Annotated in this window: 17 protein-coding genes; 9 read left to right on the top strand and 8 right to left on the bottom strand. The window is 63.7% G+C overall.

Translation table 11 applies throughout. The features are described 5' to 3' along the window. Positions 1–47: 47 nt before the first annotated feature. From N2597_RS29865 to fhuB, 4 genes are all read left to right on the top strand, one after another. Positions 48–2,207: a TonB-dependent siderophore receptor gene (locus tag N2597_RS29865; protein ID WP_183598054.1), complete on the top strand. Its 2,160-nt coding sequence runs from the start codon at positions 48–50 to the stop codon at positions 2,205–2,207. A gap of 94 nt (positions 2,208–2,301) precedes the next feature. Next, the gene (locus tag N2597_RS29860; RefSeq protein ID WP_183598052.1) at positions 2,302–3,081 is read left to right on the top strand and encodes an ABC transporter ATP-binding protein; all 780 of its coding nucleotides are present in this window, start codon (positions 2,302–2,304) and stop codon (positions 3,079–3,081) included. Between the two features lie 2 nt (positions 3,082–3,083). Continuing rightward, positions 3,084–3,968 carry an ABC transporter substrate-binding protein gene (locus N2597_RS29855; RefSeq protein WP_183598050.1) on the top strand — a complete coding sequence of 295 codons (885 nt, stop codon included), beginning with the start codon at positions 3,084–3,086 and terminating at the stop codon, positions 3,966–3,968. Beyond that, a complete protein-coding gene (gene fhuB, locus N2597_RS29850) occupies positions 3,961–5,937 on the top strand; it encodes a Fe(3+)-hydroxamate ABC transporter permease FhuB (RefSeq protein WP_183598196.1) in 1,977 nt (658 codons plus the stop codon). Before N2597_RS29855 ends, fhuB begins: the two co-directional genes overlap by 8 nt. 484 nt (positions 5,938–6,421) lie before the next feature. Here fhuB and mmsB read toward each other — a convergent pair whose 3' ends face one another. The 7 genes from mmsB to N2597_RS29815 form a co-directional block, all read right to left on the bottom strand. Then, complete coding sequence (mmsB, locus tag N2597_RS29845) at positions 6,422–7,303, bottom strand: 3-hydroxyisobutyrate dehydrogenase (protein WP_183598048.1); 882 nt, start codon at positions 7,301–7,303, stop codon at positions 6,422–6,424. Between the two features lie 9 nt (positions 7,304–7,312). Continuing rightward, entirely contained in the window at positions 7,313–8,908 is a 1,596-nt protein-coding gene (locus N2597_RS29840) for a GMC family oxidoreductase (RefSeq protein WP_096763514.1), read from the bottom strand. Between the two features lie 131 nt (positions 8,909–9,039). Then, entirely contained in the window at positions 9,040–10,029 is a 990-nt protein-coding gene (locus N2597_RS29835; protein WP_096763513.1) for a branched-chain amino acid ABC transporter permease, read from the bottom strand. A gap of 1 nt (position 10,030) precedes the next feature. After that, on the bottom strand, positions 10,031–10,918 hold the full coding sequence (locus N2597_RS29830) for a branched-chain amino acid ABC transporter permease (protein ID WP_040111461.1): 888 nt from the start codon (positions 10,916–10,918) through the stop codon (positions 10,031–10,033). Positions 10,919–10,922: 4 nt separating this feature from the next. After that, positions 10,923–11,624: an ABC transporter ATP-binding protein gene (locus N2597_RS29825; protein WP_010058928.1), complete on the bottom strand. Its 702-nt coding sequence runs from the start codon at positions 11,622–11,624 to the stop codon at positions 10,923–10,925. Further along, positions 11,624–12,406 (bottom strand): ABC transporter ATP-binding protein, encoded by a 783-nt coding sequence (locus N2597_RS29820; RefSeq protein WP_096763512.1) that lies wholly within the window; start codon positions 12,404–12,406, stop codon positions 11,624–11,626. Before N2597_RS29820 ends, N2597_RS29825 begins: the two co-directional genes overlap by 1 nt. A gap of 5 nt (positions 12,407–12,411) precedes the next feature. Next, positions 12,412–13,617 (bottom strand): ABC transporter substrate-binding protein, encoded by a 1,206-nt coding sequence (locus N2597_RS29815; RefSeq protein ID WP_040141129.1) that lies wholly within the window; start codon positions 13,615–13,617, stop codon positions 12,412–12,414. A 174-nt stretch (positions 13,618–13,791) separates the two neighbouring features. Between N2597_RS29815 and N2597_RS29810 the strand changes: the two genes are divergently transcribed. After that, positions 13,792–14,742: a LysR family transcriptional regulator gene (locus N2597_RS29810; protein WP_040111457.1), complete on the top strand. Its 951-nt coding sequence runs from the start codon at positions 13,792–13,794 to the stop codon at positions 14,740–14,742. Here the strand turns inward: N2597_RS29810 and N2597_RS29805 are convergent, their stop codons facing one another. Continuing rightward, positions 14,743–15,081 carry a cupin domain-containing protein gene (locus N2597_RS29805; protein ID WP_003594586.1) on the bottom strand — a complete coding sequence of 113 codons (339 nt, stop codon included), beginning with the start codon at positions 15,079–15,081 and terminating at the stop codon, positions 14,743–14,745. Between the two features lie 173 nt (positions 15,082–15,254). Here N2597_RS29805 and N2597_RS29800 point away from each other — a divergent pair, with 173 nt between their 5' ends. From N2597_RS29800 to N2597_RS29785, 4 genes are all read left to right on the top strand, one after another. Further along, positions 15,255–16,442 carry an acyl-CoA dehydrogenase gene (locus N2597_RS29800; protein ID WP_183598046.1) on the top strand — a complete coding sequence of 396 codons (1,188 nt, stop codon included), beginning with the start codon at positions 15,255–15,257 and terminating at the stop codon, positions 16,440–16,442. A gap of 90 nt (positions 16,443–16,532) precedes the next feature. Then, positions 16,533–16,994 carry a DUF4126 family protein gene (locus N2597_RS29795; protein WP_096763510.1) on the top strand — a complete coding sequence of 154 codons (462 nt, stop codon included), beginning with the start codon at positions 16,533–16,535 and terminating at the stop codon, positions 16,992–16,994. Next, positions 16,991–18,352 carry an FAD-containing oxidoreductase gene (locus tag N2597_RS29790; RefSeq protein ID WP_183598044.1) on the top strand — a complete coding sequence of 454 codons (1,362 nt, stop codon included), beginning with the start codon at positions 16,991–16,993 and terminating at the stop codon, positions 18,350–18,352. Before N2597_RS29795 ends, N2597_RS29790 begins: the two co-directional genes overlap by 4 nt. A gap of 39 nt (positions 18,353–18,391) precedes the next feature. After that, entirely contained in the window at positions 18,392–18,961 is a 570-nt protein-coding gene (locus tag N2597_RS29785) for a DedA family protein (protein WP_077989681.1), read from the top strand. Positions 18,962–18,965 lie beyond the last annotated feature (4 nt).

Genomic DNA, 18,965 nt, shown 5'->3' with positions numbered 1-18,965 from the left:
AAGGCTTCGCCGCGCCAGCGTCGCGGCACGAGTGGGGTATAGAAGACATGCGCGGGCAGACCAGGGGTCTCAGTTTAAAGATAAATCTGCTGGCGGGCGTTGCGATCGCCGGCCTGATGGCGGGCTCCGCCGCGGCACAGGAGGCGACGTCGACGACGCTCGAACCGATCGTCATCCAGGGCGGCGGCGACACCGCGACCAGTCCCGTCAAAGGCTATGTCGCCAAGAATTCCTCCGCCGGCTCGAAGAGCGATACGCCGCTCAATGAAATCCCGCAGTCCGTCTCCGTCGTCGGCACTGAGGAAATGGACAATCGCGGCATCACCAACAAGATCGACGAGGCGTTGCTCTATACGCCGGGTGTCACCTCGCAGCCCTTTGGCAATGACGCCGATACCGACTGGTTCTACATCCGCGGCTTCGACGCCGGCCAGACCGGCGTCTTCTTCGACAATCTGACGCTGTTCAGCTACGGCTTCGGCGGCTTCCAGCTCGATCCCTTCATGCTGGAGCGTGTCGAGGTGCTGAAGGGGCCGGCTTCGGTGCTTTACGGCGGCGCCAATCCCGGCGGCATCGTCAATCTCGTCCGCAAGCGCCCACTCGACGAGCCGCTCTTCTATACGGAGATCGGCATTAACAGCAACGGCAACGCCTTCACCGGCTTCGATGTCTCCGACAAGATCGGCGCCAGCGGAGCGGTGAGCTACCGCATCACCGGCAAGGTTGCGGGCGGCGACAATTATTCGGATTTTTCCGAGGACTTCCGCGGCTTCATCATGCCGCAGCTAACGATCTCGCCGGATGACGCCACCAGCCTGACGGTCTGGGGCAGCCTCGCCGGCCTCGATCAGGTGCATACCGGCAACGGCTTCTTTCCCTATGTCGGCACCGTCGAGGACGCGCCGTTCGGCAAAATCGACCGCGACGCCTTTTATGGCGAGCCCGACATCGACGACGGCAGCTATGTTCAGAAGATGATCGGGGTCGAATTCGAGCATGAGTTCGACAACGGCATCAAGTTCTCCCAGAATCTCCGCTACGGCCGGCTCGACAAGCATGAAATCGGTCCCTACCTGAACGGTTGGGTCGGCGGCGTTCCGACAGGTCCGGACTATCAGCTGGCGCGCATCGGCTTCGAGGGGCGCTCCGGCGTCGACACTTTCTCGATCGACAACCGGCTCGAAGGCGAGACCGAAATGGGCGGCGCCACGCACAATCTTCTCGTCGGGCTTGATTACAGCTATTACCGTCTCGACAATTGGCAGGCCTGCTGCGGCTCCAATCCGATCAGCGCCACCGATCCCGTCTACGGCACGACGCAAGGCACCAATTTCGTCTATGCCGACGGCATCGTCACCAAGAACCAGATCGGCGTCTATGCCCAGGACCGCATCCATTTCGGTGATGGCTGGCTGCTGACGCTGAACGGCCGCTACGATTATGTCGACATCGACCAGGATGCCAGGATCGGCACGACCTTCAGCACCAACGACAGCGCCGTCAGCGGTCGCATCGGTCTCGCCTATGAATTCGACAACGGCCTGACGCCCTATGTCAGCGCCGCGACCTTCTTCAACCCGCTGATCGGCACCGGCGTATCCGGCGCCCTGAAGCCGGAGGAAGGCGAGCAGTTCGAAGGCGGCATCAAATATGAGCCGAGCTTCATCGACGGCTCGCTGACCGCCTCGGTCTTCCACATTACCAAGCGCAACAACACCGTCACTAATCCGGTCACCTTCGCCCAGAGCCAGCTCGGCGAAGTCGTCTCGCGCGGCGCCGAACTGGAAGGCAAGGTCAACATCAACGAGAACTGGAAGCTTCTCGCTTCGCTTGCCTATACTGATATGGAAGTGACCGAGAACGAGGCCAACCCGGCGCTCGTCGGCAATTCACCTTATATCGTCCCGAAGGTGACCGCCTCGCTCTGGCTCGACCATACGCTGACGACGGGTGCCTTCGAAGGCATGAGCTTCGGCGCCGGCGTGCGCCATCAAGGCTGGTCCTGGGCCGATGAGGCCAATACCGAGAAGGTGCCGTCCGCAACCCTCGTCGATGCCGCGATCCGCTATGACAGGGAAGACTGGGGTGCCTCGCTCAACGTGACGAACCTCTTCGACAAGGAATATGTCAAGGGTTGCGGTGGCCTGACCGTCTGCGGTTATGGCGATGCCCGCACCGTCACCTTCAAGCTCAGCAGAAAGTGGTAAGTTGACAATCTGAGTTTAGTTTTGCAGGAACCTGCGGGGAGAGGGAGGACATGCCCTCCCGAATCCATTTGCAGCGCCGAACCTGGAGCAGACCATGCCTTCGCCTTTCCTTGCCCTGTCGGGAATCGACTATGCTATCGGGCCGAAAACCATTCTGTCCGGCATTGACCTGACTCTCGGGCGCGGCCGCATCTACGGATTGGTTGGCCCGAACGGTTCTGGCAAGAGCACGCTGCTGAAGATCATCGCCCGCCAGATAGCCCCCAAATCCGGAGTCATCGCCTTCGACGGCAGACCGGCGACGGACTGGGGTGCTCGCGAATTTGCCCGGCACGTCGCCTACATGCCACAATTCACGCCCGCAACCGACGGGATGACCGTGCGAGAACTCATAGCCCTCGGCCGCTTTCCCTGGCATGGCACGCTCGGACGCTTCACGGCGACGGATCGCAAGATGGTTGAGGAGGCGATCATCCGCACCGAACTCGAGGATTTCGCCGATCGTCTCGCGGCCAATATGTCCGGCGGCGAGCGCCAGCGTGCCTGGATCGCCATGATGCTCGCCCAGGACGCCCGCTGCCTGCTGCTCGACGAGCCGACATCGGCGCTCGACCTCGCCCACCAGGCTAGCGTCCTCTCGCTGGTCAAGGAACTCAGCCACGAACGCGGGCTGACCGTCATCGTCGTGCTGCACGACATCAATCTGGCCGCGCGCTATTGCGATGCGATCATCGCGCTCAACCGCGGCCGGATCACCGCCGAAGGCACGCCCGCCGAGATCATGCAGACCGAGACGCTGCAGTCGATTTTCGGCGTCGGAATGGGCGTCTTTCCGCATCCGGTTCGCAACGAACCGGTGAGCTATCTGTTATAGGCATGGCCTTTCTGGCTTACTTCTCCCGCAGGCAATTTCTGACCGGTGCGGCGGCCTCGCTCTCCGCCCCCGCGCTGGTGCGGGCGGCGGAGGGCGTGCGCGTCGCCACGCTCGACTGGGCGCTGCTCGAAACACTGCTGGCCATCGGCGCCAACGTCGTTGCGGCAACCGAATTGCGGCAGTTCCGCGAGGTCGCCGTCAAACCTGACGTGCCGGCGGCGGTGGCCGATCTCGGCCTGCGCGGCACGCCGAATTTCGAAGTGCTGCGGTTTGCACGACCGGAGCTGATCTTCAATTCGAACTTCTATGCCTGGGCCGACGAGCGCATGCGCCTGATTGCGCCGGTGGAAAGCCATGCGATCTACAAGCCCGGCGAAAGCCCCTTCGCGCTGGCCGAGCAGGTAACGCTTGCGCTCGGCGAGCGCCTGCAGCTTCCCGCCGCCAGGCAGTTGACCGAGGCGCTTTCAGCCCGGCTCGACCGCCACCGATCTCTCTTTGCCGCCGGCGACGGGCGGCCGGTCATCCCGATCAATCTCGGCGACGCCAGGCATTTCCGCGTCTTCGGCGCCGACAGCATGTTCGGCGAAGTGCTGAAACGCGTCGGCCTGACCAATGCCTGGCAGGGTGCGACCAGCTACTCAGCGGCGGCCCCCATCGGCATCGAGACATTGGCATCGATGCCCGACGCCTGGATCGTCATGATCCCGCCGCATCCGGCCGATGCTCTCACTGCGCTCTCCAGCAGCGGCTTCTGGAATGCCTTGCCGGCCGTGCGCGAAAAGCGCGTGCTGATGCTCGGCTCGATCAATCCCTATGGCGCGCTGCCGGCCGCCGGCCGCTTTGCCGACCTGTTGGCGGAGGGGCTCGCCCATGCATGGAATGGTTAGCCGCGCCAGGCCCGCACGACGCGCGGGCGCGCCTGTCATCGGCATCATCTTCGCCACGCTCTGCATTGTCGCCTTCGCGCTCCTCATCGTGACGCGCCCTGAGGTCCCGCACGGCGCTGCCGATGCAGCCGCGCTGAATGGGATACTGTTCTGGCACGGCATCATGCCCCGCGCCGCGCTGGCCCTGATCGCCGGCGCCGCACTCGGCCTTTCCGGCGCATTGCTGCAGCGTGTGCTACGCAATCCGATCGCCGACGCCTCGACGCTCGGCATCGCCGCCGGCGCGGAACTGGCGATGACGGCGGCCATGAGCGTCTCGCCTCTGCTCATCGGTTTACCGCGCGAGATGATCGCCTTTGGCGGCGGCATCGCGGCCGTCGCCATCGTGCTGGCTCTGAGCTGGCGGCGCGGGCTCGACCCAGTGACGGTGGCGCTTTCCGGCATGATCGTCAGCCTGATCGCCTCGGCGCTCAGCGTCACGCTCATTCTTTCGCGCGGCGAATATGCCATGTCGATCTATATCTGGGGCGCCGGTGCGCTCAGCCAGCAGGATTGGAACGGCGTGCTGTCGCTCGGCCCCCGACACATCGTCGGCTTTGCCGCCGCTTTGCTGCTGGTGCGGCCGCTGCGTATCCTGGCGCTCGACGACAGCGGCGCCAGGAGCCTCGGCCTCGCCCTGCATTCGACTCGCCTGGCGATCGTCGCGCTTGCCGTCTGGCTCGCCGCCTCGGTGACCTCAGAGGTCGGCATCATCGGTTTTCTCGGCCTCGCCGCACCCGCGATCGCAAGACTTGTCGGCACGCGCAGCTCCAGCCGGCTGATGGTGGCAGCGCCGCTGACCGGCGCCGGCCTGCTCTTCCTGACCGATTGCCTCATCCAGATCCTCGGCCCCGGTTTTACCGACCTCGCCCCAACCGGAGCGGCCACCGCCCTGCTCGGCGGCCCGTTGCTTCTCTTCCTTCTGACGCGCGTGCATTCCGTTTCGACCATTGCCGCCCACCCGGCCGGGAGGTTGAAGCGGCTGACGAAGCCGCTCCAGGCGATTGCCTTGCTTATCGTGGCCCTCGCCCTGCTTTTCGCCGGCGTCCTGACCCTCGGTCCGGCCGAAGACGGCTGGCATGTCGCGACCGGCGCGCTCTTGAGCGACCTCTTGCCGTTCCGGCTGCCGCGGACGATCGTGGCCGCCGGTGCCGGCGCCATGCTGGCGGCCGCAGGCTTCATCATGCAGCGCATGACGGCCAATCCCATCGCCAGCCCCGAGGTGCTTGGCGTCAGTGGCGGCGCCGGGGCGGGTCTCACCATTGCGCTCTTCCTTTTCGGTTTCCCATCGCCCGTCATCATGCTGCTGGCGATGGCGCTCGGCGCATTGGCCGCTTTCCTCGCCATGATCGCCATTTCCGCCCGCGCGCAATTTTCTCCCGAGCGCATGCTGCTTGCCGGCGTCGGTATCGGCGCCTTTGCCATGGCGATCGTGACCATGGTGCTCGCCCAGGGCGATATGCGCGGCTATATCCTGCTCACCTGGCTATCCGGTTCGACCAACCGCGCCGGGACCTTCGAAGCCTGGATGGCCGTCATCTCGCTCGTCGTGCTGACCGCACCCCTGCCTTTCCTCAGCCGCTGGCTGACGATCCTGCCGCTCGGAGCCGGCCTCGGTCGCGCTGTCGGCCTTCCTGTCGGGGCAAGCCGGCTGGTGCTCGCCATCCTCGCCGCGCTGATGACGGCGATCGCCTCGTTCCTCGTCGGCCCGCTCAGCCTCACCGGCCTCATCGCCCCGCATCTTGCCCGCCTTGCCGGCTTCCGCGCGCCGGGCCACCAGCTTGCCGCGAGCCTCATCTTCGGCGCCGGCGTATTGACAGCCGCGGACTGGCTGTCGCGGGTCGTCATCTATCCCTACCAGGTGCCGGTCGGCCTCTTCGCCGCGCTGATCGGCGGCCCCTATCTCATCTGGCTGCTGTCGCGAAAGTAGGTCCTCCAGAACGTCGTTCCATTCTCCCTCCTGTGCTCATCACAGGAATCTCTAGCGCGCCCAAGTCCTTAGCGCGGGAGACTCCCTGCGAGGCCTTTTGGGTTCATTCACCGCGCCGACGCGCCGTGGCTGGATTCCAGGCTCAAGGCCTGGAATGACGGAGGTGGGGGCGTGTTACCGCCAAACGAGCCGCCACGGTTTCGGGCGGCGGGCGGTGCTTTCGGTGCCCGTTATAGCGCCGGCTTCGACCCGGCACCGGGAGGCGTCATCCGCTACGCCGACAGCGAGTTTGGCGCAACGCAACCTCACCCTCCGTCATTCCAGGCCTTGAGCCTGGAATCCACAGCCCCGCCCTCCGTCCTGCTCGGCCTTGAGCCGAGCATCCACACCGCATCCTCCAGCAACAATGAGCAGCCTGAGGCCACAGGGTGAGGGAGGCGAAGGTCTGCCAGCACAACAAACATCGGCAGGTGTCGAACGTTGCTTACTTCCGCTCGCGGAACATCTCGATAATCGCGGAAAAATCCCGTCCGCCATTGCCCTGCTTCTCGAACAGCCCGTAGAGCTGCGCCGCCTCCGCACCCATCGGCGTCGAGGCGCCGCTTGCCAGTGCCGCCTCCTGCGACAGCTTGAGATCCTTCAGCATCAGCGCTGCGGCAAAACCCGGTTTGTAGCCGTTATTGGCGGGCGAGGTCGGCACCGGTCCCGGCACCGGGCAATAGGTATTGATCGACCAGCACTGGCCGGATGACGTCGAGGCGACGTCGAACAGCGCCTGATGCGAGAGACCGAGTTTTTCGGCAAGCACGAAGGCTTCGCATACGCCGACCATCGAGATGCCTAATATCATGTTGTTGCAGATCTTCGCCGCTTGGCCGGCGCCGGCCTCGCCGCAATGGACGATCTTCTTGCCCATGGCCTCGAGGATCGGTTTCGCCCTGGCGAAAGCCTCGTCCGAGCCGCCTACCATGAAAGTCAGCGTGCCGGCGCTCGCCCCGCCGGTGCCGCCGGAGACCGGTGCGTCGAGCGACAGGCAGCCTGCGGCCTTGGCCATTTCATGCGCCTTGCGGCTGCTGTCGACATCGATGGTTGAACAATCGATTACAAGCGTCCCCTGCGCCGTTGACTGGAGTATGTCGGTCCAGGCCGTCAGCACGTGTTTGCCCTGCGGCAGCATTGTGATGACGGTCTCCGCGTCCTTGACCGCTTGGCTGGCATGGCTCGCCGGCTTGACGCCGCTTTTCTCGGCAGCCTTCAGCACCGAGGCCGCCAGATCGAAACCGAGGACCTCGTGACCCTTCTTGACGAGATTGGCCGCCATCGGCCCGCCCATATTGCCAAGCCCGATGAATGCGATCCTTGCCATGGTCTTCTCCTATCGATTGTCTTCGAGGATCATCGCCGCCGCCTTTTCGGCGATCATGATCGTCGGCGAATTGGTGTTGCCCGAGGTGATCGACGGCATCACTGAGGCGTCGGCGATCCTGAGCTTGCCGAGCGCCCTGAATTTTAGCCGGGGATCGACGACGCTCTCCCTGTCGGCGCCCATGCGGCAGGTGCCGACGGGATGGAAGATCGTCGTGCCTATATCGCCAGCCGCCCGCTCCAGATCGGCCTCCGTCTGATAGTCAGGTCCCGGCTTGAACTCCTCGGGCTTGAAACGGGCAAAGGAAGGCTGCGAGACGATCTTGCGCGTCAACCGTATCGAACGGACAGCTACGTCACGGTCGCGCTGCGTCGAGAGGTATTTCGGGCTGATCGTCGGCTGCGCGGCAAAATCCGGGCTCGACAGATGCACCGAGCCCCGGCTTTCCGGCCTCAGATTGCAGACGCTCGCAGTTATCGCCGGGAAAGGATGGACGGGATCGCCGAATTTTTCGAGCGAAACCGGCTGCACGTGATATTGCAGGTCGGGCGTTTCCCGATCCGGTCCTGAACGCGTGAAGATGCCGAGCTGGCTCGGCGCCATCGCCATCGGCCCGGAGCGGCGGACGAGATATTCCAGCCCGATCGCCGCCTTGCCGATCAGCTTCGTCGCCCTCTCGTTCAGCGTCGGAACACCGGTCACCTTATAGGCCAGACGCAGTTGCAGATGGTCCTGCAGGTTTTCGCCGACACTCTTGACCTCGGTCACGACATCGATGCCCGCTTGCCGCAGCACCTCGCCCTTGCCGATGCCGGAGAGTTCCAGGATATGCGGTGAGCCGATCGAGCCGGCCGAGAGCACGGTTTCTCTGGCCGCGTAAGCGCGTTTTGCCACGCCATCGTGCTGGAATTCGACGCCGATGACGGCGCCCTCCTCCACCAGCAGCCGGCGGACCTGCGCCTTGGTCAGGACGGTCAGGTTGGCACGCCTCATCGCCGGGCGCAGGAAGGCTTTCGAGGTGTTCCAGCGAATGCCGGAACGCTGGTTGACGTCGAAATAGCCGGAGCCTTCATTGCTGCCGCGGTTGAAATCCGTCGTCTCCGGAATTCCCGCTTCCTTCGCGGCCTGTTGGAAGGCATCGAGCACCGCCCAGCGCACACGCGCTTTCTCGATGCGCCATTCGCCGCCGGTGCCATGCATGTCGTCGGCGCCGCGATAAAAATCCTCGGATTTCAAGAAGAAGGGCAGGACATCGTCCCAGCCCCAGCCGGTGCAGCCCATCTGCCGCCAGAGGTCATAGTCGCGGGCCTGGCCGCGCATGTAGATCATGCCGTTGATCGACGAGCAGCCGCCGAGCACCTTGCCGCGGGGGTAGCTCAGCGCCCGGCCGTTCAACCCGGCTTCCGGCGCCGTGGTGAAGCACCAGTCGGTGCGCGGATTGTTGATGCAGTAGAGATAACCGACCGGAATATGGATCCAGTGGTAATTGTCGCTACCGCCGGCTTCGAGGAGCAGCACCCGGCTCCGGCCGTCGGCGGAAAGCCGGTTGGCAAGCACACAGCCGGCGCTGCCCGCCCCGATGATGATGTAGTCGTAACGATCCATGTGCCCTGCACGAAGTCCCAGATGCCCCTGCCTCCCTCTCCCCGCGGGACGGGGAGAGGGAGAGTCGCATTGCCGCCGCCAATCTCTTTGCCGGGAAGGAAATCGTCCCTGGGAAAGAGAGGTCCGCCCGTTCAGCGGCGATAGACGAAGCCCAGTTTTCGCCCCAGCCGCGAAGCGTAGAATTCGCCGATGATGCCGCGGCGGAAGATCAGCACGCAGATCATGAAGACGACGCCGGTGATGATCGTCACCGGGAACTCCGACGTGGCGAGGTAATTTTGCAGCGCCACGACGAGCCCCGCGCCGAAGAGCGGCCCGACCAGCGTGCCGATGCCGCCGAGCAGCGTCATCAGGATCACCTCGCCCGACATCTGCCAGGCGACGTCGGTCAGGGTCGCGAACTGGAAGACGAGCGATTTCATCGCGCCCGCCAGCCCGGCGAGAGCTGCCGACATGACGAAGGCGCCGAGCTTGTAACGCGCCACCGAATAGCCGAGCGAAATGGCGCGGTTCTCGTTCTCGCGGATCGATTTCAGGATCATGCCGAAGGGCGAATTGATGAAACGCCAGATGATCAGGATGCCGACGAGGAAGACGGCCAGCACGAAATAATACATGTTGGTCGAGTTGCTCAGGTCGATGAAGCCGAAGAGATGGCCGCGCGGCACCGACTGGATGCCGTCCTCGCCTTCTGTGAACTCCGCCTGCAGGCAGAAGAAAAAGAACATCTGCGACAGGGCCAGCGTGATCATCGCGAAATAGATGCCCTGACGGCGGATGGCGAAGAAGCCCATGACCAGCCCGAGAAACGCCGCACCGACGACGCCGATCAGGATGCCAAGTTCCGGCGGCAGGGCCCATGACTTCACCGTATAGGCGGTGAAATAGGCCGCACCCCCGAAGAAGGTGGCGTGGCCGAAGGACAGCAGGCCGGTATAGCCGAGCAGCAGATTGAAGGCGCAGGCGAAAAGCGCGAAGCAGAGCAGCTTCATCAGGAAGATCGGATAGAAGAAGAAGGGCGCCAGCAGCAGGAACAGCAGCCCGGCAAGCAGGAAGCCCGCCTGCACCGAAAGGGCGGTCCGGCTTTTTTCCGTTCGGATGGTTTCGGTGATGTCAGCCATGTCAAGCATCCCGGCCGAAGAGGCCCGCGGGCCTGATGAGAAGGACGATCGCCATGATGACGAAGATCACGGTGTTGGAGGCCTCGGGATAGAAGACCTTGGTCAGGCCCTCGGCGACGCCGAGCACATAACCGGTCACGATCGCGCCCATGATCGACCCCATGCCGCCGACCACGACGACGGCGAAGACGACGATGATCATGTTAGAGCCCATCAGCGGCGAGACCTGGTAGATCGGTGCGGCCAGCACACCGGCAAAGGCGGCAAGACCGGCGCCGAGCGCGTAGGTAAAGGTCAGCAACACCGGCACGTTGACGCCGAAGACCTGCACCAGCACGGCGTTTTCGGTGGCGGCCCTGAGATAGGCTCCAAGCTTGGTCTTCTCGATCAGCAGCCATGTGCCGAGGCAGACGACCAGCGAGACCACGACCACCCAGCCACGATAGATCGGCAGGAACATGAAGCCGAGATTGGCCCCGCCGGCGAGCGCCGCCGGGGTCGCATAAGGCTGGCCGGACGAGCCGTAGAGATAGCGGAAGGTGCCTTCCACGGCGAGCGCCAGCCCGAAGGTGAAGAGCAGGCCGTAGAGCGGATCGAGATCGTAGAGCCGGCGCAGGAACAGCCGCTCAATGATCGCACCGGCAAGACCGACGATAACGGGCGCCAGGATCAGCGACGGCCAGTAGCCGATGCCGGCATAGGTGAGCAGCAGATAGGCGACGAAGGCGCCGAGCATATATTGCGCGCCATGGGCAAAGTTGATCACCCGCAGCAGGCCGAAAATGATGGCGAGGCCGAGGCTGAGCAGCGCATAGAAGGAGCCGTTGATCAGGCCGATCAAGAGCTGGCCGAGCAGCGCCTGCAGGGGAATGCCGAAGATCATCGTCATCTGGTCATACTCCCAGAACCTTGTGCAGCGTATCCATGCGCTGCGGCAGTTCGCCGACCGGGAATTCCGACACCATCTGCCCATGATCCATCAGATAGAAGCGATCGGCAATACGGCTGGCGAAGCGGAAATTCTGCTCGACGAGCAGGATCGTCATGCCGCGTCCTTTCAGCGTCTGCAGCACCTCGCCGATGCGCTGGACGATAACAGGGGCAAGCCCCTCCGTCGGTTCGTCGAGAATGAGCAGCCGGACACCGGTGCGCAGGATTCGGGCGATCGCCAGCATCTGCTGCTCGCCGCCGGAAAGCTTGGTGCCGGGGCTGCCGCGGCGCTCGTAGAGATTGGGAAAGAGCTCGTAAATTTCGTCGAGCGTCATGCCGCCCTTGGCCACGACAGGCGGCAGCAGCAGGTTTTCCGAGACGGTGAGCGTCGAGAAGATGCCGCGCTCCTCCGGCACGAAGCCGATGCCGCGATGCGCCGTCTTGTGCAGCGGCACCTGCATCATGTCGCTGCCGGCAAAGCTGATCTTGCCCTTGCGGGCGCGCACGATGCCGGTGATTGTGCGCAGCGTGGTCGTCTTGCCGACGCCATTGCGGCCGAGAATGGTGATCGTCTCGCCTTCGGCCAGCCGCATATCGACGCCGTGCAGGATGTGGCTTTCGCCATACCAGGCGTTCAGTCCCTGGACCTCGAGGAGATCGGCCATCAATGCTCCTCCGTGCCCATATAGGCGACCCGCACGCGTTCGTCCTGACTGACGGTGGCATAATCGCCCTCGGCGAGAATCTCGCCGCGCTGCAGCACCGTGACATGCTGGCAGATATTGGCGACGACGGAGAGATTGTGCTCGACCATCAACACCGCCCGGTCGCGGGCGACGTCGCGGATGATCGCCGAGACGACGCCGACATCCTCCAGCCCCATGCCGGCCATCGGCTCGTCGAGCAGCAGCACCTTCGGATCGAGCGCCAGCGTCGTGGCGATCTCCAGCACCCGCTTGCGGCCATAGGAAAGATCGGCGGCGATATGATCGCGCTCCTTGGAAAGCCCGACGCTGGCGAGCAGCTGCTCGGCGCGCTCGTTCAGCCGGTCGAGCGCCGAGAGCGGCCGCCAGAACTGGGTGGAGAGATTGTTCGGCCGCTGCAACGCCACCCGCACATTGTCGAGAACGGACAGATGCGGAAAAACCGCCGAGATCTGGAAGGAGCGCACCAGCCCCATGCGCGCCACCTTATCGGGTGGCGTATACGTGATGTCGGTGCCCATCAGCGTGATGGTGCCCGCCGTCGGCTGCAGGAACTTCGTCAGCAGGTTGAAGACCGTGGTCTTGCCGGCGCCGTTCGGGCCGATCAGCGCATGCACGCTGGCGTCATGCACGTCGAGATCGACGTCCTTGACGGCCGTGAAGCCGCCGAAATCGCGGCGCAGGCCGCGGGCGGATAGTACCACCCGCGGCTTTTCCTGCGTTTCAATCGCGGAAACCGCCATTTCGCTCACTTCACCAGATCGCAGCCGCTCTTGGCGGGATCGATATAGGCCTCCTTACCGGGAATGGTGGCAAGCACGTTGAAGTAATCCCACGGCTCCTTGCTTTCGGAAGGCTTCTTGACCTGCAGCAGATACATGTCGTGGATCATGCGGCCATTGGCGCCGACCGTGCCGCCACGACCGAAGACGTCGTCAACCGGCATTTCATGCAAGAGCTTGGCAACGGCCTCCGTCTCGTCGGTGCCGGCCTTCTGCACCGCCTTCAGATATTGCGTCACTGCCGAATAGGTGCCGGTGTGGACCATGTTCGGCATCTTGCCGGTGCGGGCGAAGAACTTCTTGGCGAAGGCGCGGCTTTCGTCGTCGCGGTTCCAGTAAAAACCTTCGGTCAGCGTCAGGCCCTGCGCCGCCTCGAGGCCGAGGCCATGGACTTCGGCGAGCGTAAAGAGCAGCGCCGCCAGATGCTGGCCGCCCTGGGTGATGCCGAATTCGGCCGCCTGCTTGATGGCGTTCGAGGTATCGAGGCCGGCATTGGCAAGGCCGATCACCTTGGCGCCGGACGATTGCGCCTGCAGCAGGAAGGACGAGAAGTCCTGGCTCGACAGCGGATGGCGCACGGCGCCGACGACCGTGCCGCCGCTCGCCTTGACATAGTCGCTGGTCTGCTGCTCCAGCGAATAACCGAAGGCGTAGTCGGCGGTCAGGAAGAACCAACTGTCGCCGCCCTGCTTGACGAGCGCGCCGCCGGTGCCGACGGCGAGCGCATGCGTATCGTAGGCCCAGTGGAAGCCGTAGGGCGAGCAAGCCTTGCCGGTAAGATCGGTCGTCGCCGCACCGGTGACGATATCGATCTTCTTCTTTTCCTTGCCGATCGCCTGCACGGCGAGCGCCACGGAAGACGTCGTCAGTTCCATGATCGCATCCACCTGCTCGGTGTCATACCACTGGCGGGCGATATTGGAGGCAATATCCGGTTTGTTCTGGTGGTCGGCATCGACGATCTCGACCGGCACACCAAGGACTTTGCCGCCGAAATCCTCGACCGCCATCTTGGCGGCTTCGACGGAAGATTTGCCGCCGAAGTCGGCATAGACACCCGACTGGTCGTTCAGAATGCCGATCTTGACCTTGCCGTCGGTCGCGCTCTGCGCGAGCACCGCCGTGCTGCTCGCCAGCAGAAATGCAACTGATGCAATGAGATTCTTACGCATATTATCTCCTCCCAGAGATTGGCCAGATTGCGGATCTGTTCAGATTTGGCCAACCGCACTCCTCAGAACGGCGGACCCTCACCTTACGATCAAGGAAATTGCGTGCTGAAGCAACGGGTGGTTTACAACTAATTCCAAACAGTATCTGTTCGTTTTTGAACAGAGGGGATCGTAATGAACAATCCACCGCAGTTTACTTGGGACGATCTTCAGTTTTTTCTAGCCGTCGCCCGCACGGGGCAGCTGTCGACGGCGGCCCGCCAGCTGCGCTCCAGCCATGCCACCGTCTCGCGGCGCATCGACCGGCTGGAATTCACCCTCAAGGTCAAGCTGTTCGAACGCAATCCGCGCGGTTACGTACTGACCGCCATGGGCACACGTTTTGTCGAGACGGCCGAGAAGATGGAGCAGGAGACCGAGCGGCTGCGCGCCGATCTTGCCGACGGTTCGATGGCGCAGCGCGGCCTGGTGCGCCTGAGCGCGCCGGAGGGTTTTGCCAATTTCTTCTTCGCCACCGTGCTGCACCGGTTTGCCGCCCAGCATCCGCATCTGTCGCTCGAGCTGGTGACGATCCAGCAGATCATGTCGCTGTCACGCAAGGAGGCCGATCTTTCCGTCGTGCTCGACGAGCCGAAGGGCGGGCCCTATTTCGCCGAAAAACTGACCGACTATCACCTGCAGATCTACGGCTCGCGCGACTATCTGGCCAAGGCGCCTGATATCACCTGCCGCGACGACCTGCTTGAGCATCCCTTCGTCAGCTATATCGAGGAGATGATTTTCGCGCCGGGTCTCGATTACCTCAGCGATGTGCATCCGCGCATCAAGCCGCAGTTCCAGAGTTCCAGCATCTTCGCGCAGCTGACCGCCACCCGAAACGGCCTCGGCCTCTGCATCCTTCCCTATTTCTTCGCCAGCCGCTACCCCGAGCTGGTGCGCGTGCTTCCCGCGGAGATCGACCTCAAGCGCCAATACTGGATCACCTGCCATCGCGACCTGAAACAGGCGCCGCGGGTACGCGCCGTCATCGACTTCCTGCGCACGGCGGTGCGCGGCGAGGATGCACGCTTCGTGCCGCCCTATGTCACACCAGCCGGACCCGCGCGGTCGGACGCCGAAACGTGACTATTTGAGGAACTCGGCCCGGTGCGGCGTGAACGTATCGATCAGCCGGCCTTTTTCCAGCGCTTTGACGCCATGGACGAGATTGGGGGGCACGATGAAACTGCCGCCCTGCCGCAGCACCTCAGTCCGCCCGTCGATCGTCACTTCGAAACTGCCCTCGGCGACATAACTCGCCTGGATGTGTGGATGCGAATGGGCCGCACCGACGGCGCCGCTTTCGAAGGCGACTTCCACCATCATCATCTCCGGCAGATAGGTCATGATGCGCCTGGTTACGCCGGGCTCGGGATTGACCCATTCGGCGCCTTCGGCCGATACGAACAGATCGCTTGACGACATTTCCGCCTCCTCATTCCAGAATCGAACGCGGGCAAAGTGGAGCATGCCGGCGCTTTTGAAAAGATGGCCAGCCCTGTCTTTTCGATAGGGCCGCCTTCTGTTGACGCGGTCGGCCGGCGGGTCTATGCGACCTTGAGCGAGCAAGCGTGATTAGTGGGTGAGGAGATCCCGACATGCAGCATACGCGCGAGGTTTTCGACTGGGCCGACCCGTTCCGCCTGCTGGAGCAGCTCACCAATGAGGAGCGCATGGTGCAGGATACCGCCCATGCCTATGCGCAGCAAAAGCTCGCGCCGCGTGTTCTCGAGGCCTTCCGCAGCGAAAAGACCGATCCGGCAATCTTCCGCGAAATGGGCGAACTCGGTCTGCTCGGGCCGACGATTTCTCCCGAATATGGCGGCGCCGGCCTCGGTTACACCGCCTATGGCCTGATCGCCCGCGAGATCGAGCGGGTCGACAGCGGTTACCGTTCGATGATGAGCGTGCAGTCCTCGCTGGTGATGGTGCCGATCGACACCTTCGGGTCCGAGGCACAGAAGCTGAAATACCTGCCGAAACTGGCCGCCGGCGAATTGATCGGCTGTTTCGGCCTGACCGAACCCGATCACGGCTCCGATCCCGGCTCGATGGCGACACGCGCCAGGAAGGTCGACGGCGGCTACAGCCTCACCGGCTCGAAGACCTGGATCTCGAATGCGCCGATCGCCGATGTCTTCGTCGTCTGGGCCAAGACCGAAGACGGCCTCATCCGCGGCTTCATCCTCGAAAAGGGCTGGAAGGGGCTTTCGGCGCCGGCCATCCACGGCAAGGTCGGCCTGCGCGCCTCGATCACCGGCGAAGTAGTGATGGACGCAGTCTTCGTACCGGAGGAAAACCTGCTGCCCGGCGTCACCTGCCTCAAGGGACCGTTCACCTGCCTCAACTCGGCCCGTTTCGGCATTGCCTGGGGCGCGCTCGGGGCTGCCGAAGATTGTTATGCCAGGGCACGGCAATATACGCTCGAGCGCAAGCAGTTCGGCCGGCCGCTCGCCGCCAACCAGCTCATCCAGAAGAAGCTCGCCGACATGGCGGCGGAGATCTCGCTCGGCCTGCAGGGCTGCCTGCGGCTCGGCCGCATGAAGGAGGAAGGCCATCCGCCGGTGGAGCTGACCTCGATCCTCAAGCGCAACAGCTGCGGCAAGGCGCTCGAGATTGCACGGGCGGCCCGCGATATGCTCGGCGGCAACGGCATCTCCGACGAATTCGGCATCGCCCGCCACCTCGTCAACCTCGAAGTGGTCAACACCTATGAGGGCACGCACGACATTCACGCGCTGATCATCGGCCGGGCGATCACCGGCATCGCCGCCTTTGCGAACTAAACCGTCGGTTCGGCTTGGCGAATTGCCACACGCCTGACAATGTGCAACCTTCCCTCTCGCGGCACGACGCCGGCAATGAGGGGATCGCGCATGTTTCTGCTGCTTGCATTGCTGATCGGTGTCATCTCGGGCCTTCGCACCATGACGGCGCCGGCCGCCGTCGCCTGGGGCGCGGCGCTCGGCTGGCTCGACGTCTCGCAGACGCCGCTTGCCTTCATGGGTTACCGCTGGACCCCGTGGATCTTCACGCTTCTCGCCATCGTTGAACTGGTCGCCGACCAGCTGCCGTCAACGCCATCGCGCAAGGTGCCCATGCAGTTCGCCGCCCGTATCGCCTCCGGGGCGCTTGTCGGCGCGACAATCGGCGCAGTCAGCAGTCTGCTCTTCGGCGGGCTGATCGCCGGCGTGATCGGCGCCGTCATCGGGACCTATGGTGGCGCCGCCGTCCGGGCCAGACTTGCCGCGTCCTTCGGCAGGGACCTGCCGGCCGCCCTCATCGAGGATGCCGTCGCCGTCATCGGTGCGGCGCTGATCGTGGGGACCTTGTCATGAAAAGCTTCGACGCCATCGTCATCGGCGCCGGCCAGGCCGGTCCATTTCTTGCCGCCCGCATGGTCGAAAAGGGCATGAAGGTGGCGCTGATCGAGCGCAAATTCCTCGGCGGCACCTGCGTCAATACAGGCTGCATGCCGACGAAGACGCTGGTCGCCAGCGCCCGCGCCGCCCATGTCACCAGAAGCGCCGCCGCCTACGGCGTCAATATCGGGGGCGATATTGACATCGACATGAAAGTGGTCAGAGCCCGCGCCGAAACGGTGACGATGAATGCCCGCAACGGCCTGATCGGCTGGTTTGCCGGGATGGACGGCATGAGCGTGATCTATGGTCATGCCCGCTTCGAGGGTCCGAAGACCGTCAGCGTCAACGGCGAGTCCCTCAGCGCGCCGCGCATCTTCCTCAATGTCGGAGCCCGGCCCGTCATTCCCAAGCTGCCTGGCATCGATGACATCGACTACCTCACCAGCACCTCGATCATTCGTCTCGACACGCTGCCGCGGCATTTGGCCGTTATCGGCGGCAGCTATATCGGGCTGGAATTCGCGCAGATGTATCGCCGCTTCGGCGCCGAAGTCAGCGTCATCGAGCACGGCCCGAAGCTTGCTTCGCGCGAGGACGAGGACATATCCGATGCTATCGCCGAGATCCTGCGTTCAGAAGGCATCGACGTCCATACCGATGCTGGCAACATTGCCTTCGCTAGAAACGGCAATGGCGTGAGCGTCACCGCCGGCTCGGCGAAGATCGATGCAAGTCACGTGCTGATCGCCACCGGCCGCAAGCCGAATACCGACGATCTCGACCTCGATGCCGCCGGCGTCGTCACCGACAAGCGCGGTTACATCACGGTCGACGACAAGCTCGCCACCAATGTCGAGGGCATCTTTGCGCTCGGCGACTGCAACGGCCGCGGCGCCTTCACCCACACGTCCTACAACGATTTCGAGATCGCCGCCGCCAATCTGCTGGACGGCGACGACCGCAAGGTCTCGAACCGCATCCCCGCCTATGCGCTCTACATCGACCCGCCGCTCGGCCGCGTCGGCATGACGGAGAAGCAGGCGCGCGAGTCGGGGCGCAGGATCATGGTCTCGACCCGGCCGATGAGCCGCGTCGGCCGTGCCAACGAGCGCGGCGAGACCAAGGGCTTCATGAAGGTGATTGCCGACGCCGAAACCAAGGAGATTCTCGGCGCGGCGATATTGGGCATCGAGGGCGACGAGGTGATCCACGGCCTGATCGACGCGATGAATGCCGGAACCACCTATCCAGCGCTGAAATGGTCGGTGCCGATCCATCCGACGGTATCGGAGCTGATCCCGACGCTGCTTGGCGATTTGAAGCCCGTTTGATCGTGACCTGACGCTTCGGGAAGGTGAGAGCGAGCCGTCATGTCTATCGAACTGCTGATCGAGAATTACGGCCTGCTGGCGATCTTCCTAGGTGCGGCCATTGAAGGCGAGACGGCCGCCTTCCTCGGCGGCGTGGTTGCCCATCGCGGGCTGCTGAGCTATTGGGCGGCGGCATCCGCGGCCGTGGCAGGATCCTTCGCCGGCGATCAGTTCTGGTTCTTCGCCGGCCGTTACGCCGCCCGATGGAGCTTCGTCCGCCGGCTGATGGAAAGACCGGCGCTTGCCCGCGTCACCCGGCTTCTCGAAACATATCCCACAGGCTTCATCCTTGCCTTTCGTTTCCTGGTCGGTTTGCGGACGATCAGCCCCGTCGTCATCGGCACGACTGGGATATCGACCGGGAAATTCGTCGTCCTGAATGCGGTAGCCGCACTGGTCTGGGGACAGCTTTTCACCACGCTCGGTTATCTCTTCGGGCACGGAATCCAGCAGACTTTGGGCCACCTCCCCCTTCACCGCCATCTGCTGATCGCGGTCGGAGCCGCGGCTGTTGTCGCAGCCGCCGCCCTTGTCTTCCGCAAGATGAAACCGAGTGCCAGGCACTTATAGAAGT

Source organism: Rhizobium sophoriradicis, from assembly GCF_025200795.1.
Lineage (GTDB): Bacteria > Pseudomonadota > Alphaproteobacteria > Rhizobiales > Rhizobiaceae > Rhizobium > Rhizobium sophoriradicis.
This window is presented reverse-complemented; position numbering and strand designations above follow the sequence as displayed.